12 protein-coding genes and 1 other RNA gene are annotated in these 15,758 nt (G+C 71.4%); 7 read left to right on the plus strand and 6 right to left on the minus strand.

Annotation, left to right across the window (positions count from 1 at the left end; genetic code table 11):
• Positions 1 to 104: 104 nt before the first annotated feature.
• Complete coding sequence (locus ACT3T9_RS13600) at positions 105 to 323, plus strand: hypothetical protein (protein WP_444502453.1); 219 nt, start codon at positions 105 to 107, stop codon at positions 321 to 323.
• Between the two features lie 263 nt (positions 324 to 586).
• On the plus strand, positions 587 to 1,291 hold the full coding sequence (locus ACT3T9_RS13605; protein ID WP_444502454.1) for a hypothetical protein: 705 nt from the start codon (positions 587 to 589) through the stop codon (positions 1,289 to 1,291).
• A gap of 59 nt (positions 1,292 to 1,350) precedes the next feature.
• On the opposite strand, the gene ACT3T9_RS13610 is transcribed toward ACT3T9_RS13605, so the two are convergent.
• On the minus strand, positions 1,351 to 1,617 hold the full coding sequence (locus ACT3T9_RS13610; protein WP_444502455.1) for a hypothetical protein: 267 nt from the start codon (positions 1,615 to 1,617) through the stop codon (positions 1,351 to 1,353).
• Positions 1,601 to 2,032, minus strand: coding sequence for a DUF779 domain-containing protein (locus tag ACT3T9_RS13615; protein WP_444606804.1), 432 nt, complete (start codon positions 2,030 to 2,032; stop codon positions 1,601 to 1,603). Before ACT3T9_RS13615 ends, ACT3T9_RS13610 begins: the two co-directional genes overlap by 17 nt.
• Positions 2,033 to 2,241: 209 nt before the next feature.
• On the opposite strand from ACT3T9_RS13615, the gene ACT3T9_RS13620 reads away from it, so the two are divergent.
• Entirely contained in the window at positions 2,242 to 3,246 is a 1,005-nt protein-coding gene (locus tag ACT3T9_RS13620; RefSeq protein WP_441445319.1) for an aldo/keto reductase family protein, read from the plus strand.
• Between the two features lie 95 nt (positions 3,247 to 3,341).
• On the opposite strand, the gene ACT3T9_RS13625 is transcribed toward ACT3T9_RS13620, so the two are convergent.
• Positions 3,342 to 4,913, minus strand: a complete 1,572-nt coding sequence (locus tag ACT3T9_RS13625; RefSeq protein ID WP_441445318.1) for an alanine/glycine:cation symporter family protein — start codon at positions 4,911 to 4,913, stop codon at positions 3,342 to 3,344.
• A 302-nt stretch (positions 4,914 to 5,215) separates the two neighbouring features.
• Here ACT3T9_RS13625 and ffs point away from each other — a divergent pair.
• An RNA gene (gene ffs, locus ACT3T9_RS13630) (signal recognition particle sRNA small type) lies at positions 5,216 to 5,312 on the plus strand.
• A 252-nt stretch (positions 5,313 to 5,564) separates the two neighbouring features.
• Positions 5,565 to 6,959, plus strand: a complete 1,395-nt coding sequence (locus ACT3T9_RS13635) for a TIGR01777 family oxidoreductase (RefSeq protein WP_442332782.1) — start codon at positions 5,565 to 5,567, stop codon at positions 6,957 to 6,959.
• Positions 6,960 to 6,994: 35 nt separating this feature from the next.
• On the opposite strand, the gene ACT3T9_RS13640 is transcribed toward ACT3T9_RS13635, so the two are convergent.
• The 3 genes from ACT3T9_RS13640 to ACT3T9_RS13650 all read right to left on the minus strand — a co-directional run bounded on the left by ACT3T9_RS13640 (position 6,995) and on the right by ACT3T9_RS13650 (position 10,645).
• Positions 6,995 to 8,317 carry an MFS transporter gene (locus tag ACT3T9_RS13640; RefSeq protein ID WP_444599653.1) on the minus strand — a complete coding sequence of 441 codons (1,323 nt, stop codon included), beginning with the start codon at positions 8,315 to 8,317 and terminating at the stop codon, positions 6,995 to 6,997.
• A gap of 327 nt (positions 8,318 to 8,644) precedes the next feature.
• Complete coding sequence (locus ACT3T9_RS13645) at positions 8,645 to 10,135, minus strand: dicarboxylate/amino acid:cation symporter (protein ID WP_444599654.1); 1,491 nt, start codon at positions 10,133 to 10,135, stop codon at positions 8,645 to 8,647.
• Between the two features lie 87 nt (positions 10,136 to 10,222).
• On the minus strand, positions 10,223 to 10,645 hold the full coding sequence (locus ACT3T9_RS13650; RefSeq protein ID WP_442331948.1) for a VOC family protein: 423 nt from the start codon (positions 10,643 to 10,645) through the stop codon (positions 10,223 to 10,225).
• Positions 10,646 to 10,795: 150 nt separating this feature from the next.
• Here ACT3T9_RS13650 and ACT3T9_RS13655 point away from each other — a divergent pair, with 150 nt between their 5' ends.
• Both ACT3T9_RS13655 and ACT3T9_RS13660 read left to right on the plus strand, forming a co-directional pair.
• Positions 10,796 to 12,145, plus strand: a complete 1,350-nt coding sequence (locus tag ACT3T9_RS13655; protein WP_442331949.1) for a hypothetical protein — start codon at positions 10,796 to 10,798, stop codon at positions 12,143 to 12,145.
• Positions 12,146 to 12,331: 186 nt separating this feature from the next.
• Positions 12,332 to 15,724, plus strand: a complete 3,393-nt coding sequence (locus ACT3T9_RS13660) for a DNA polymerase III subunit gamma and tau (protein WP_441445312.1) — start codon at positions 12,332 to 12,334, stop codon at positions 15,722 to 15,724.
• The last annotated feature ends 34 nt before the right edge of the window (positions 15,725 to 15,758 follow it).

Below are 15,758 nucleotides of genomic sequence, written 5' to 3' on the forward strand. Positions count from 1 at the left end.
GTCGGGCTCCTTCCCGGCGCGCGACCCTCGCGCCTGCCGTGGGGGCGACGGTACGGCAGGAGCTGTCGGCCGCTCCACCGATTTCTGCGACGTGAGGAGCCACCGTGATCGCCTTCGGCGCCCTCCCTCTGCTCGGCCAGCGCGGCATAGTCCTCGCCTGCGCGATCCTCACGCTCGTCGGTCTCGCCCTCGTCGATGGCGCGCGGCGAGCCGTCGCGGCCGCATCAGCGGGCGAGCGGGGGAGTGCGCTCCGGTCCGAAGAGCGCGGGGTCGGTGAGGGCAGGGAGGCACGAGAGGATAGGGGGGACGACTGTGGTCAGTGAGCTCGCGCCCCGTCGGACGGGAGGTTCGTGCGATCCTGCGACGCGGACCTCGCCGGCGACGGGACGGTGAGGACGGGGCTGTGCGACGGTGAGGGCGGGACTGTGACTGTGAGGTCAGGATCGTGAAGGTGGGAGCCGATCTCTCGGTCGGCGGTGCACGCCAGCACGGCCGTGTCGCTGAGGCGGCGAAGCGTGCGCTCGACGGTCACGATGAGCGGTGGAGGCAGCGGACGAGTGCACTGAGCAGCCGGCGCAGAGCGCTGATGGACGCGCACGGACTCGCGGCGCTGCGCTCCGCGGACGCCCTGGTGCGCTCTCCCTGGCGGCGTCTTCACGTCGTCCTGTGGTGGGTGGTGCTCGGGGCGGTCTTCCTGGGTGCGATAGCCGCGGCCTCGTTCCTGCTGCCCAGCAAATTCCGCGAGGGCCCGGATCTTGCGCTGTTCCTCGAGGTCTCGCCGATCCTGCTGATCGCCGTCGCGGGTCTCCAGCTGCTCGCGGCGCTGTGCGTGCCCTCCCCGCGCCGCGCTCCGGCCGCGGGCTGGTGGATCAGCGGTGCCGGAGCGGTGCTCACGGGGCTCGCCGGCCTGGTCCTCCTGCTGCAGAGCGGGCAGGTCAGGGAGCTCGACGGCGTCTCCGCGGCGGGGGTGTGGGCGGTCGCCGCGGTGGGCCACCTGCTCGCCGTCGGGCTGCTCGTGCTGCGCACTCGCGACGCACCCCTCGCTGCCTGGTACGAGGGGGTACGATCCTCGCACCGCGACGCGCGAGATCTCGAGCGGGAGATCCCGACCGTGGCGGGGACCGGGGCAGGTCCCAGGCGAGAGCCCGAGGACGAGATCGCGCGGCGCTGGGTGCTGGAGCTGGCTGAGCTCGAGGACGAGGTCGGGCATGAGGTCGTCGCCCGCGCGGCCGATGCGGGACCCCGGCAATGGCTGCTCGCCTGCGCGGTCGCTGCGAACGTGCCGATGTGAGTGCCTTTCCTCGGCCGTTGGGTCCCGGCCGGCTGGGTCCCGTCCGGCAGACCCGCCCCTCAGAACGGCGTCGAGGGCGGCGCGTCGGGCGGCGGATCGACCGGCGGAGGCTGCTCGGGCTGGGGCAGCGGCTCCGGGGCCGGTTCGGGGCTCGGCTCGGGCGGACGGCCCGGGATCGGCATCGGGGGACCGGTGGGCGGGGCGCCCGGCGGCTGCGTCGGCGGCTCGGTGGGAGGGTCCGTGGGCGGATACCCGGGCGGGGTCAGCGGAGGCTCGCTCGGCGGGGGCAGGGTTCCCCCTGCGGTGGGGTCATCCGGCGGTGTCATCTGCGCCTCCTGCTCCTGCCCCTGCAACTTCTCGGTTCTCGAGCATCCGCGACCGGGTCAGGAATCTCTTCCCGTCGGGTGTCTCGAGGCTGAAGCCGCCGCCGCGGCCGTCCACGAGGTCGATCGTGAGGTGGGTGTGGCGCCAGTAGGCGAACTGCTCGCGGCTCATCCAGAAGTCCAGCGGGCTGGTGGTGCCGTCCGGCAGCGGCACCTCGACGTGCCCCATCTTCACGTCGGCGTCCCCGGTGAGGAAGTCGCCTTCGGGGAAGCACATGGGCGAGGACCCGTCGCAGCAGCCGCCGGACTGGTGGAACATCAGCGGCCCGTTGCGGTCGATCAGGCGCTGGATCTGCGCGACCGCCGCGCCCGTGAACGCGACGCGGGAGAAGTACTCGTCCTCGACCGTCGGCGCCATCTCGAGGACGTCGTCCGAGGCGGACGGCTCGGGCAGCGTCGGCGCGGGCGGCTGGCCCGCCTGCGGGCCGGGCGGTGCCGCGGTGCGGGTGAACTGCGGGGGAGCGGAGGCGGAGAGGTCGGTCATGGCGAGTCCTTCGCTCGAGGGGCCGATGGGAATGTGTCGTGGCTCACCACGATAGACCTCCTCTGCGGCCATAGGGTTTCCGCATGGAACATCGTCACCTCGGCCGCTCCGGCCTCAAGATCAGCGAGATCATCTACGGGAACTGGCTCACCCATGCCTCCCAGGTGGAGGATGACCGTGCCCGCGCCTGCGTGCGCGCCGCGCTCGATGCCGGCATCAGCACCTTCGACACCGCGGACACCTACGCGAACACCGCCGCGGAGGTGGTCCTCGGCGAGGCGCTGAAGGCTGAGCGGCGCGAGTCGCTCGAGATCTTCACCAAGGTGTACTTCCCCACCGGCCCCAAGGGGCACAACGACACCGGTCTGTCCCGCAAGCACATCCGCGAGTCGATCGACGCCTCGCTGCGCCGACTGCAGACCGACTATGTCGACCTCTACCAGGCGCACCGCTATGACGTCGCCACCCCGCTCGAGGAGACGATGCAGGCTTTCGCGGACGTCGTCCACTCCGGCAAGGCGCTGTACATCGGAGTCTCCGAGTGGAACGCGGATCAGCTCCGCGCCGGCCACCAGCTGGCCCGCGAGCTCGGCATCCAGCTGGTCTCCAACCAGCCCCAGTACTCGATGCTGTGGCGCGTGATCGAGGAGCGCGTGGTGCCCACCTCGCGTGAGCTCGGCATCTCCCAGATCGTCTGGTCGCCGGTCGCCCAGGGCATCCTCACCGGCAAGTACAGGCCCGGCACCCCGGCGCCCGAGGGGTCGCGCGCCCGCGACGAGAAGGGCGGCGCGGACATGATCAAGCGCTTCCTGAACGACGAGGTGCTCACCGCGGTGCAGGGCCTGCTCCCGATCGCGGAGGAGCTCAGCCTCACCCCGGCGCAGCTCGCCGTGGCCTGGGTGCTCAGCAACGACAACGTGGCCGGCGCGATCATCGGCGCCTCCCGCCCCGAACAGATCACCGAGAACGTCAAGGCTGCGGGGATCACGCTCGATGCCGACGTCAGGGCCCGCATCGACGAGGTGCTCGGAGAGATCCCCGAGACCGATGCGGCGCTGACCCAGGCGCCCGGGGCGCGGCTGAGCTGAGCTGTCGGCCGGAACGAAGGTGCAATGACCGAAGGGCCGGTCCGTCGCGATGACGGTCCGGCCCTTCGGCTTTCACTGCGGTGCGTGTCGAGGGATCAGCTCTTGGTGTCGATCCCCAGCTGCGCGGGCGGCAGCTCCTCGCCGGTCTTGCCCTGGAGGGAGTGGCCGTCGGCCCGCATCTCCCAGAACGTGGCGCCCTGGATGCCGAGCTTGCGCGGATCGAACTGCGGGTCCAGACCTGCCTTCTTCTGCTCGCGGTAGTCCTTGAGCGCCTTCAGAGCGGGGCCCTGGATGACCAGGATGCCGATGATGTTCAGCCAGGCCATCGAGCCCACGCCGATGTCGCCCATGCCCCAGGCCGCGCCGGCGGTGTTCACCGCGCCGTAGGCCACGGAGACGAGCACCAGAGCCTGCAGCAGGCGAAGCATCCCGCGGGCGAGCACGCGGTTCTTCATCTTGCGCGTGAGGTAGTTGAGGTTCACCTCGGCCATGTAGTAGTAGGCCACGATCGTGGTGAACACGAAGAACCCCAGCGCGACGGCGATGAACGACGGTCCGAAGCCCGGGAAGACCGAGTCGAGGCCGGTCTGGACGAAGTTCGGCCCCGGCTCGACATCCACGGGCATCTCCCCGGCGCCGCTGCCGATCACGGGAGAGGTGCCGTCGGCCCACTCCTCATTCGAGAACGTGTTGAACATTCCGGTCGAGATGATGATGAAGGCGGTCGCAGAGCACACGAACAGGGTGTCGATATAGACCGAGAACGACTGGGCGAAGCCCTGCTTGGCGGGGTGGGAGACCTCGGCGGCGGCAGCGGCGTGCGGGCCGGTGCCCTGGCCGGCCTCGTTGGAGTAGATGCCGCGCTGGACGCCCCACTTGATGGCGAGGCCGACGATCGCGCCGAAGATCGGCTGGACACCGAATGCGCTGGAGAAGATCAGCCCGAAGACGCGGGGGATCTCGGTGAAGTTCAAGAACAGCACCACGAGCGCGATGATGATGTAGAGGATCGCCATGGCCGGCACCACGAACGCCGCGAAGTGGGCGATGCGCTTGACGCCGCCGATGACGATGAAGCCCAGGCCGATCACCAGGCCGATGGCGGTCACCCAGGTGGGGATGCCCCAGGCACTGTTGATCGCGGAAGCCATGCCGTTGGCCTGCACGCCCGGCAGGAAGAAGCTCATCGCGAGGATGGTGACGATCGAGAACAGGATCCCGTAGAACAGCGACAGGCCCGGGGCCTTGTGCTTGTAGGCCTTCTCGAAGTAATACGCCGGACCGCCGCGGTACTCGCCGGTGTCGCGGTCCTTCTCCTTGTAGATCTGGCCGAGGGTGCATTCGATGAACGAGGTGGCGGCGCCGAGGAAGGCGGAGGCCCACATCCAGAACACGGCGCCGGGGCCGCCGAAGGCGATGGCGGTGGCGACGCCACCGATGTTGCCCATGCCGACGCGGCCGGCGAGCGACATCATCAGCGACTGGAAGGACGAGGTGCCGTCCGGGGAGGTCTCGCCCTTCTTCAGCTGGGCGAGCATGTCGGGGATGTTCCGCACCTGGAGGAGGCCGGTGCGGATGGTGAAGTAGAGGCCGGCGAGAAGACAGAGCCCGATCAGGGGGATGGACCAGATCAGGTTGTTCGCGCCGTTGATCATTTCGGCGATCATGAGGGCTCCTGGGAATAGGGGAAGCGACGGCACCCTTGGCGTCGCGTGCAGGGGTGACTGCAGTCACCTCTTAGTGCTGGATGGAACATACCGGACACTCAGGGCTCTGAGGGGTCTTTCAGCCTCCCGTAGCCGGGTCGTTATGCAACTCGTATTCCGGGTGCTTGTATTCGTCCAGGTGGAGCTGCCGTGCGGCGCCGAGGGGAGTCGGTGGGGGGCATCCCGCCGCCCCTTCCGGCGTGTCGTGACCGGAGTCGCTCAGCAGGGGCTCGAAATCGGGGCTGGAGAGCCGTTACACTTATTGCGACCCCTCGTGCGGTGTCATCTTGCTGAACTCCCCCAGGGCTTGACGGCAGCAAGGGCAGGTGAGCTCTGGCAGGTGCACGAGGGGTCCTTCTCTGCCCGGAGGCGGTGCCGTCCTCGGCCCCCGGTCCCCTGCGGGAGATCGCCCCACCACGGGGCCCGGACCCGGGGGTCGCCTGGCTGCTGGACCTCACCCCCTGGACGCTGTGGCTCACGGTGGCCAGGATGGTGCTGCGCATCGGAGGCGTGTTCGCGCCGCGAGCGGCCGATGCGAGCCCGCGGCCCCTTCCCTCGCAGTCCCGCGATGCGTACCGTGAGGGGACCCGTTCGTCGAGGTCAGGAAACGCTATGAGGGTCGAGACCGTCCACCGGGTTGCGCACCCGCCGTCCGAGGTTCTCGCCTGGCATGACCGCCCCGGCGCCCTGGTGCGGCTCACCCCGCCCGGGCTCGCCTCGGCCGATGCGCCGGACGCCGGAGGGGTGCAGGTCGGCCGGCTCGTCGGGGTGCGTCTCGGCCCGTCGGCGCTGCCCACCGCACTGCGCCCGCATTGGATCCTGCGCCATCTCGAGCATGACCCGCAGGGCCGTTTCGTGGACCAGCAGGTCCGCGGGCCCTGGCGCACCTGGCGTCACGAGCACCGCATCGAGGCCGACGCCGGCACCGCCGACGCTGCCGACGGCAGCGCCACCGCGCTCCACGACAGCATCGAGCTCGAGCTCCCGCGCAGGCTCGAGCGTCTGACCCCGCTCGCCGAGTCGCAGATCCGCCGCCTGCTCGCCTTCCGTGCCCGCCAGCTGCACGACGACCTCGACTTCCACGCCCGTTTCGTCGACACCCCGCGCCGCACCATCGCGATCACCGGCTCCTCGGGCCTGATCGGCACCCAGCTCGCCGCGCTGCTCGAGACCGGCGGGCACACGGTGCATCGGATGGTGCGTGAGAACCAGGTGGGCCCGGGGGAGATCTCCTGGGACCCGAGAGCGGGGCAGCTGGACCCGGCCGACCTCGAGGGCATCGACGTGGTCATCAACCTCGCCGGCCGCTCGATTGCGACCCGCTGGACCCCGACGGCCCGCCGCGAGATCCGCGGCTCACGCGTGAACGGCACAGCGCTGATCTCTCGCACCCTCGCCGGGATGCGGGAGGGGCCGGCCGCGCTCGTCCAGGCCTCCGCCATCGGGATCTACGGTCCGCGACGCCCGGGCGAGCTGCTCACCGAGGCGGATCCGGGCGGCGAGGGCTTCCTCGCCGATCTGGTGCGGGACTGGGAGGGCTCGACCCGCGCCGCCGCAGACGCCGGGGTGCGGGTCGCCCACGTGCGCACCGGGATGGCGCTGACCGACGGTGGCGGCCCGCTGCTGCCCCAGCTGCCGCTGTTCCTGGCCGGGGTGGGCGGCAGGCTCACCGCCGGGGACGCGATGACCTCGTGGATCTCGCTGGATGACATCGTGCGCAGCTTCGCCCACGCCGCGCTCAGCGCCGAGCTGCACGGGCCGGTCAACGGCGTCGGGCCGCAGCCGGTGAGCGCCCGTGACTTCGCCCGCACCCTCGGGATGGTGCTGCACCGGCCCGCATTGCTGCCGGTGCCGCCGCTCGGACCACGCCTGGTGCTGGGCGGGGCGGCCGCGGACGAGCTGATCCGCACCGATCAGAACGTCTCCGACGCGCGGCTGCGGGGGAGCGGCTTCGAGCCCGCGCACCGCACCCTCGAGGAGGCGCTGCGCCACGTGCTGCGACGGTGAGGGCGGGGCCGGCGGAGGCGACCGACGAGGTGCGCTCAGAGGTGCTCGGTGGGGAGCTCCGTGAGCGCGCGGGCCTCCTCGCGGAGCTCATCGTCGCTCAGCTCATGCGCCGGCGGGTGCACGACCTCCGCGCCGCGGCAGGCCAGCGCGTTGACGACGGCGGCGAGCCCCACCAGGGCGGCCGCGCCGACGGGCAGCCACATCGCGACCTGGGAGCCGGCGTCCTCGGCGACCGCGCCGGTCAGGGCGGAAGCGGCGGACTGGCCGACGATCGTCGCCGAGCCGAGCATGGTCATCACGGTCGCCGAGCGGCCCTGCGGGCTGCGCTCGGCGGCGAGGCTGTAGAGCGTCACGATCGTCGGCCCGATCCCGATCCCGGCGATCGCCATCGCCACGATGAGGCCGCTCAGGCCGCCCGCGAGCCCGAAGCCGATCATCGAGGCGAGCATCAGCGCGGAGAACACGAGCCACCGCGCAGAGAGGCGGAACCGCTCGGGGAAGCGCGCCACGGACAGCGCCAGGATCGTCGAGCCGACGCCCATCACGCCGTAGACCAGCCCGGCCGAATCGCCGTTCCCGGTATCGGCGAGGAAGGCGGTGAGCGAGGTGAGCACCGTGCCGAAGAACAGGCCCACGCCGAGCGCGCCGGCGACGACCACCAGCACGCGGAGCGTGCGCAGCTCCCTGGCGGGGGCCTGGGCAACGGGCTCCTCGGCGGTCGGTGCGGCGACCTTGGCCGTGGGATGCAGCGCGAAGGCGGTGACGAACAGGAGCGTGAGCACCGCGGCCCCGATCATCGGGGCGGCGGGGCTCAGGGTGGTCGCGAGCAGGCCCACCACCACCGGCCCGAACACGAAGGCCGTCTCGTCGGCGGCGGATTCGTAGCCCATGGTGGCGTTCAGGCTGTGGGCCCGCCGGCCGCTGGGGAGGCGGGTGAGGATCAGGTGCACCAGGCGGCTGCGGGAGAACGGGCCGATCTGCGGGGAGGAGGCGCCGATGATGAAGCCGACCGCGAGCACCGCGATGTCGGGCAGCGAGCTGAAGGCCACGGCCGCGATCGCCAGCAGCGCGAGCGAGTTCACGATCCCCGACAGGAGGATCACCGGGCGCTGACCGATCCGGTCTGCCGCGGCGCCGAGCAGGGGGCCGACGAGGGCCGAGCCCAGCCCCACCACGGCCGAGTTCACGCCGCCGAGCCAGATCGACTCACGCGCGGAGACGACGAGGGTCAGGGTGCCCACGACCATCATCGCGAACGGGAAGCGGGCCACGAACGCGATCGGGAAGTAGGCGGTGCCGGCGACGCGGCGAAGGGTGGTGGGCGCCTGCGGCGCGGGGGAGGTCTGCTGAGTGGTCATCACTGCTCCGGACGGGGGTGCCGCCTTGGACGATCCACACCGTGGACCCGAGGTAGATGCACTGCTGAGGCCCGGGGGATCGGGCCGATCTGACGGCCCCACTCTAGAGTCCGGCGGCGTGAGCGGCCAGGGCGGGCGGGCCGGTGGTGCGCGGATTCACCCCGGCCCGTCGGCCGAGCCGGAGAGCGGGGCGCGCACTCTGATGCGAGCGGGGTCCTTGCTCTGACGCGAGCGGGGCAGGCACGGGGAACGGCATTGCCGAGTCCTCATGTCTGCCCCGCTCGCGTGCTGCTGCCGGCTGGTGCCGGTGGCTCGCCTGCTTCGGTGTCAGGCGGTGGCGGACTGCTTCTCGCGGTCGCCCCCGGAGCCCTCGCCGGTGGTCGCCTGAGAGGTGGCCGCCTCGGAATCGGCCGGGCCGTCCGCGGCGATCGCAGCCGTCTCCTCGGCCTGGATGACCTGGAAGGAGGTGCGACGGGTGGCGTCGTACGTGCCCTGGTCCAGGATCTTCTCGCGCTTGGCGACGATCACGGCCACCAGCGACTGGCCGGTGACGTTCAGGGCGGTGCGGCCCATGTCCAGGATCGGATCGATCGCGAGCAGCAGGCCCACGCCCTCGAGCGGGAGGCCCAGGGTGGACAGCGTGAGCGTGAGCATCACGGTCGCGCCGGTCATACCGGCGGTCGCGGCCGAGCCGAGCACCGAGACCAGCACGATCAGCAGGTAGTCGGTGACACCCAGCGGCACCCCGTAGAAGTTCGCGACGAAGATCGCGGCCAGCGACGGGTAGATCGCGGCGCAGCCGTCCATCTTGGTGGTCGCGCCCAGCGGGATCGCGAAGCTCGCGTAGTGGCGGGGCACGCCCATCCGCTCGGTGACCGTCTGGGTCATCGGCATGGTGCCCAGCGAGCTGCGGGAGACGAAGCCCAGCGAGGTCGCGGGCCACACGCCGCGGAAGAAGGAGCCGACGGAGAGGCCGTTGAGCTTCAGCAGCACCGGGTAGACGACCAGCAGCACGATCAGCATGCCCACGTAGACGTCGACGGTGAACACGCCGAGCTGGCCGATGGCCTCCCAGCCGTAGGAGGCGACGGCGTTGCCGAGCAGGCCGACGGTGCCGATCGGCGCCAGGCGGATGACCCACCACAGCAGCTTCTGCACGATCTCCAGCGCGGAGCCGGTGAACTTCAGGAAGGGCTCGGCCTTCTGGCCCACCTTGAGCACCGCGATGCCCACGGCGATGGAGATGACCAGGATCTGGAGGGCGTTGAAGCTCAGGGAGACGGCGCCGTCCTCGCTGGCCTTCCCGGCGATGCCGAGGAAGTTGGCGGGCACGAGGCCGGTGAGGAAGTCCATCCAGCCGCCCTGGGTGGAGGAGGCGGCCTCGGCGGAGCGGTCCACGCCGGAGTTCTCGCCGGGGGAGGTGATCACGCCCAGCGTGATGCCGACCGCGACCGAGATGAGCGCGGTGATCGCGAACCACAGCAGGGTCTTCCAGGCCAGGCGCGCAGCGTTGGTGACATTGCGGAGGTTGGCGATCGAGGTGACGATCGCGAGGAAGATCAGCGGCGGGACCAGGGCCTTCAGCAGCGTCACGAAGATGGTGCCGATGGTGTCGAGGCCGGTGGTCAGCCAGTTGGCGCCGTCGGGGTTCGCGTCGGTCTCGGCGACGGGGCCGATCTGCGCGGCGACGAGACCGAGGATGATGCCGAGGACGAGTCCGATCAGGACCTGCCAGCCGAAGGAGATGCCGAGGATCGCGCGCAGCGGGTTGCGCTGGCGCGTCGCGGCCGTGGAGGAGGGAGGGGTCGAGGTGCTCACGGCAGGTGACGCTACGCCGACCTGATCGCACTTTCAATGAAACCGCTATGCGGTCACATTAGAGCTTCTTGGGAGTTTCGAGGCGGGTCATTGAGGGGCTTGGGGGTCGGGGCTCGGGACCTGGGCACGCTCGGCGGGGGACTTCAGCACGCAGAACTGGTTCCCCTCCGGATCGGCCATGATCATCCAGCCGGTGCCCGGCCCGTACTGGCCGCGGTGGTCGGCGACCGGTGCGGCGCCCTGCTCCTCGAGCCAGAGGATCTCCTCCTCCTGCGGGCGCTCGCGCGGGCGCACGTCGAAGTGGATGCGCTTGGCGGGCAGCTCGGTATCGGGCACCTCGAGGAAGAGGAGGGTGTGGCCGGAGTCGGGGTCGAAGATCGCGCACTCCTCGTGCCCGGGGAGGTTCGGATCCTGCGGGTCCATCTCGTAACCCAGGATTCCGCGCCACCACTCGCTGAGGGTGAAGGCGTCGTGGCAGTCGATGCTGGTGTGGGAGACGAAGACGCTCATGCCCCCAGTCTTCGCGCTGCGGGCGGCACAGGCAACAGTGGCGGCGCGCCGATCCGCCGATCCGAGTCCGTCGATCGGTGGATACTCGGCTGCCGATTCCCCTCCGAGCGGCGGATGCGAGAGCGGTGCACGGCAGTGCATCGTAGGGGCATGCCTGAGAAGCACCTAGATCGCCACCGCGCCGCGTCGTCGACGACGGATCCGGCGGCGACGGGCGATGTCTCCACGGAAGGACCGGTGCCGGCCTTCGGGGAGAAGGCACCGAACCGCTTTGCCGCAGACGTCGAGTACAGCGGCACCACGGGCAGTAACGACTACCTGGTCCGAGTCCGCCACCGGCTCCTGGACACCACGTTCACCGTGGTCATCGACGGTATCGAGCACGATCCGAAGGCCGAGGTCAAGGCGAGGCCGCCGGAGGAGAGCGCTGAGGAGGACTCCGGAGCGGCGCGGGATGCGAGTGAGGGCACGGTTGCCGACGGGGACGACGGCCCGGCGCCCGAGGGGAGCGATGCCCCGGAGACGGACGAGAGCGAAGCCCCGGTAGCCCATGGGGGCGAGAACTCCGCCGCCGACGAGGACTCTCCCCTCGAGCTCGACGAGAGCGCCGACGCCGAGCCCTGGGCCGATGATGACCTCCGCTTCACCCTCAAGGACGGCTTCGCGACGCTGCTCTGCACGGTGCGCCGCCCTATGGACAGCGGCGGATATGCGAACTCCGAGGAGATCACCATCCGCACTGTCGGCCTGGGCGGCGCCGGCGAGGTCGAGATCCGTCGCGGCGTCAAGCGCATCGTGCTGGTTCCGGCGGACGGATCTCCGTCGGCTGCCCGGGAGGAGAAGCGCACCGCCCATCCCACCCGGTACGCGCTGGTTGCCGCGATCACGAAGTCAGCGCGCTACCTGCTGCCGCTGCTGGGCTTCGGTGCACTGTTCAGCGGCGTGCTCGACCCGTTGCTGGAATGGATCGAGGCGCGGGTGCGACCGGCGTTCGAGGCCATCGCACGGATGACCGAACCGGTGCGGGAATGGATTGCGCAGCTGCTGCGCCCGGTCCAAGAGTTCCTCGAGGCGGTGTTCTCCCCGATCAGGGAGTTCTTCGCCATGCTGCTGCGACCGGTGCGTGACCTGCTGGCCTGGCTGCTGGGGCTGCTGCCGGACATCGGCCTGCCCTTCGACATCCCCGACTGGCTGCCGGAAGTGCTGGTGCCGGTGATCGTGGTGGTGGGCGTCTTCTCGGCGACCCGCAAGGGACTGCACAGCCGTGGGGAGAAGCTGGCCGCGGCGAAGGCGGCGAAGGCGGCGAAGGCGGCGGGTGGCGAGGAGATTGAGCATCCTGGTCAGAGCGGCCGGGCCGAGGATGAGACGGACCCGTCGGACCCGTCTGCTGGACCTGCTCGTTCCGCGCCGTCTCCGACCGCGGACGACGACTCGCGGGCTGGGGCCGCGGCCGATGTGCGCGCGCCGGAGGACGAGGTGCAAGCGGGATCGCTCAGGTGAGGTTGTCGTCGAGGAGCTTGTAGGCCCTGCCTCGCGCGTTACGCGGTGTGACCTGGTTGAAAGCCCATGCGGCGGGGCTGCCGACGGTCTCCAGCGGGGAATCGCGCCGTCCGGTGACCGTTCCTCCACAGATCCTGCCCGTCCTCAGCGGTGAGGAAGGTGGGCACCCTCGACTAGCCTGTCGGAGTGGCCATAGCTCTGTATCGACGTTACCGCCCGGAGTCCTTCGCCGAGGTGATCGGCCAGGACCACGTCACCACGCCCCTGCGGCGTGCGCTGCGTGCCGGGAGGATCGGTCATGCCTACCTGTTCTCGGGCCCGCGCGGCTGTGGCAAGACCACTTCCGCGCGCATCCTCGCGCGCTGCCTGAACTGCGCTGAGGGGCCGACGGACGTCCCCTGCGGTCAGTGCGACTCCTGCCGAGACCTCGCCACCGGCGGCGCCGGCAGCCTCGACGTGGTGGAGATCGACGCCGCCAGCCACGGCGGTGTCGATGATGCTCGTGAACTGCGCGAACGCGCCTCTTTCGCGCCCGTGCGAGACCGCTACAAGGTGTTCATCATCGACGAGGCCCACATGGTCACCTCGGCCGGGTTCAACGCGCTGCTGAAGTTGGTCGAGGAGCCGCCGGACCATGTGAAGTTCGTCTTCGCGACCACCGAGCCGGACAAGGTCATCGGGACCATCCGCTCACGCACCCACCACTACCCCTTCCGGCTGATCCCGCCGCAGGTGCTGGGCCCCTACCTCGAAGAGGTCTGCGCCGCCGAGTCCGTGCAGGTGGGTGAAGGCGTGATGCCGCTGGTGGTGCGCGCCGGCGGCGGTTCCGCCCGTGACTCGATGTCGGTGCTGGACCAGCTGATGGCCGGGGCGGGCGAGGGCGGGCTCGACGTCGCCACTGCGATTGCACTGCTGGGCTTCACCGACACCGCGCTGCTGGACACGGCGGTCACCGCAATCGCCCAGCGGGACGCCGCCGCGCTGTACGGGGCGGTCGAGCATGTGCTCGCCACCGGCCACGAGCCGCGGCGCTTCGTCGAGGATCTGCTGGAGCGGATGCGCGATCTGATCGTGCTGGCAGCCGTGCCGGACAAGGGCGCCGATCTGCTGCCGCAGGTCCCGGCCGGTGACCTCGAGCAGATGCGCGGCCAGGCCACCATGTTCTCCCCGGCCGATCTGTCGCTGTGCGGGGACCTGGTCCACGAGACGCTCTCGACGATGAGCGGTGCGACCTCCCCGCGGCTCCACCTCGAGCTGCTCGCGGCCCGTCTGGTGCTGCGCAACGAGCGGGCCGCGCTCGCCGCCGGTGACGGTCCTGCCCAGGTCGGGGCAGCCGCACCGTCGGGAGCTGGGGCCCCGGTGGCCGGTCCGGCCCAGGGCGCGCCCGGAGCGCCCGGCGCTTCCGGTGCGCGTGACGAGGCGCGACGCATCGCGCAGCAGAAGGTCGAGGCGGCGCGTCAGGCCCGCACGGGCCGCGCCCCGGTGCCCACGGAGCCGCGTGAGCAGCCCGCCCCGCAGCACGCGCAGGCCCCGGTCGCCTCCGCTCCGGCCGCCGCCCCGGCCGCCCCCGCGAGCACAGAGCAGCAGAGCGCCCACGTCCCAGCTCCCGCAGCGCAGGCACCCAGCACCTGGGCACCCGCGGCAGCGGCGCAGAATCAGCCGTCGGCCCAGCAGCCCCGTCCTGAGCAGGAGCCGCCCTTTACGCAGCAGCCGTCAGTGCCGCAGCAGTCCTCGGGGGCCCAGCAGGCAACGCCGGCGCAGGATCCGAGCGGCCCGTCGTCGGCGCCCATGGAGCAGACGGCGCCGCAGGCGTCACCGGCCGCTGCAGCACCTGACGGTCTCGATGCGGAGCATGTGCGCGGGCATTGGTCCGCGATCTTGGACGAGCTCCAGCAGATCCGGCGGCCGAGCTGGGCGCTGGTGTCCCAGAACGGGCACGTCAACGGGGCCCACGGCAGCACCCTGGTGATCGGCTTCCGCACCGAGGGGCTGGTCCATGCATTCCACCGAGGTACCGCCGGCGAGAATCTGGCTGACGCAGTGCGTCGCATCCTGCACACCGATGTCTCCGTTGAGGCAGTAGTCGGGGAGGATCCCGGCCCCGGCGGCGGTGGCAGCGGGACGAGCGGTCCGGGTGGACCGAGTGGATCGAACAGTCCCGGCGCACGTGGCGGCGAGGGCCCGAGCGGACCCGGTGCCCGCGGAGACGGTGGCCCGAGCGGCCCCGGAGATGCTGGCGGGCCCGGAGGGTCGAGGCGACCGCAGGCGGCACGCCCAGAGCCGGACGCGAACCGGCCCCATCCGGCTCCATGGGGAGACGCGGCGGCTTCCCTGCCGCCGCGCGACACCGCAGCGAGCACCGCCTCGAGCACCGCAACGAGCGCCGCCGCGAGCTCTGCCCAGCAGGCCCCTCGCGAGGAGCCACCCGTCTCCCTGGGCCAGCGCGCGTCCGAACGGGCCATGGCGGCCGCAGCTCGTGCATCCCAGTCCGGCCGGGGCGGCTCCGGCTCCGAGCGTGTCGAGGATTTCGCCCCTGAGCCCGACGACCCCTACCCGCCGGACCCTCACGACGAGTATCCGCCGGACGATCACGGTGCGAGGAATGAACTCCCCTCGCAGCAGGCTCCCGAGCAGCGCCCGGGCAGCGGCACTGGGCAAGAGCGCACCGGACGCTGGTCCGATGCACTGCATCAGGCAGAAGCGGACCGTGGGACGGCAGTCGGCGCCGCCCCCGCTGGCCCGGCGTCTGCCAGCACCGCGCCTGCCAGCACCGCGCCTGCCAGCACCGCCCTGAGCGGCGAGATCCCCGTGGTGGACGACGAAGGCCGGGACTCCGTCTCGCCGGAACAGCCCCGCACCTACGGCCAGAATGCGCTGAAGCGAGCGATCGCCGAAGGCCGCGTCGTCCACTCCCGACCGGCGCAGACCACTGCTGCCTTGACGCCCGCCGGTTCCGTGCCAGAGGGCCCCGCCCCCTCCGGGGTCGTGGCCGCCGATGCCGGCGGTGTCGCCGAGGAGCCGGGTGCCCCCGCTCTGCAGGCTGTGCCAGCGATGGGACAGAGCTCGGCCGCGAGTGCCGCCTCCGCGAACATCCCCCCGCACACGGATGCCGCATCGAGCTCCGCAGACGCGCAGGCAAGCACCGCCACTGCCCGTGCTGCGGCCTCCTGGGGCACCGCAGTGTCGACCACCGGCGCCGGCACCGGCGCTGGCACCGCGGCGACCAGCACGTCGGGGCCGGGCCCGGCCGGGCCCACTGCATCGGCGATAGCCCCGTCGGCCCCGCCGGTCTCCGCGCCGTCGACCGCGGCACCCCTGCAGCCCGTGCCCGCCCGCAGCGGCGCCGCGATGGTTCGTGAAGCCGCGCAGGCAGCGCAGGCGTCCCGCCCGGCGGGGCAGCGCTTCCGGGGGGCTCGAGGGGCCCAGCCCGATGAGGCCATGGCGGATGTCGACCCCACTGGCGGCGCGACCCGTGAAGACGCAGACGCCACCGGCGCCAACCGCAACGGCCGCGAGGTCATCGAGAAGCTGCTCGGCGGCAAGGTCCTCGAGGTCATCGACGAGAACCGTCCCCGCTAGAGCCCGTCGACCCCACCAGCGGGAACAGCGGGGC

The sequence above is a fragment of the Brachybacterium sp. AOP29-B2-41 genome, from assembly GCF_052378395.1.
In the GTDB taxonomy this organism is placed as follows: Bacteria; Actinomycetota; Actinomycetes; order Actinomycetales; family Dermabacteraceae; genus Brachybacterium.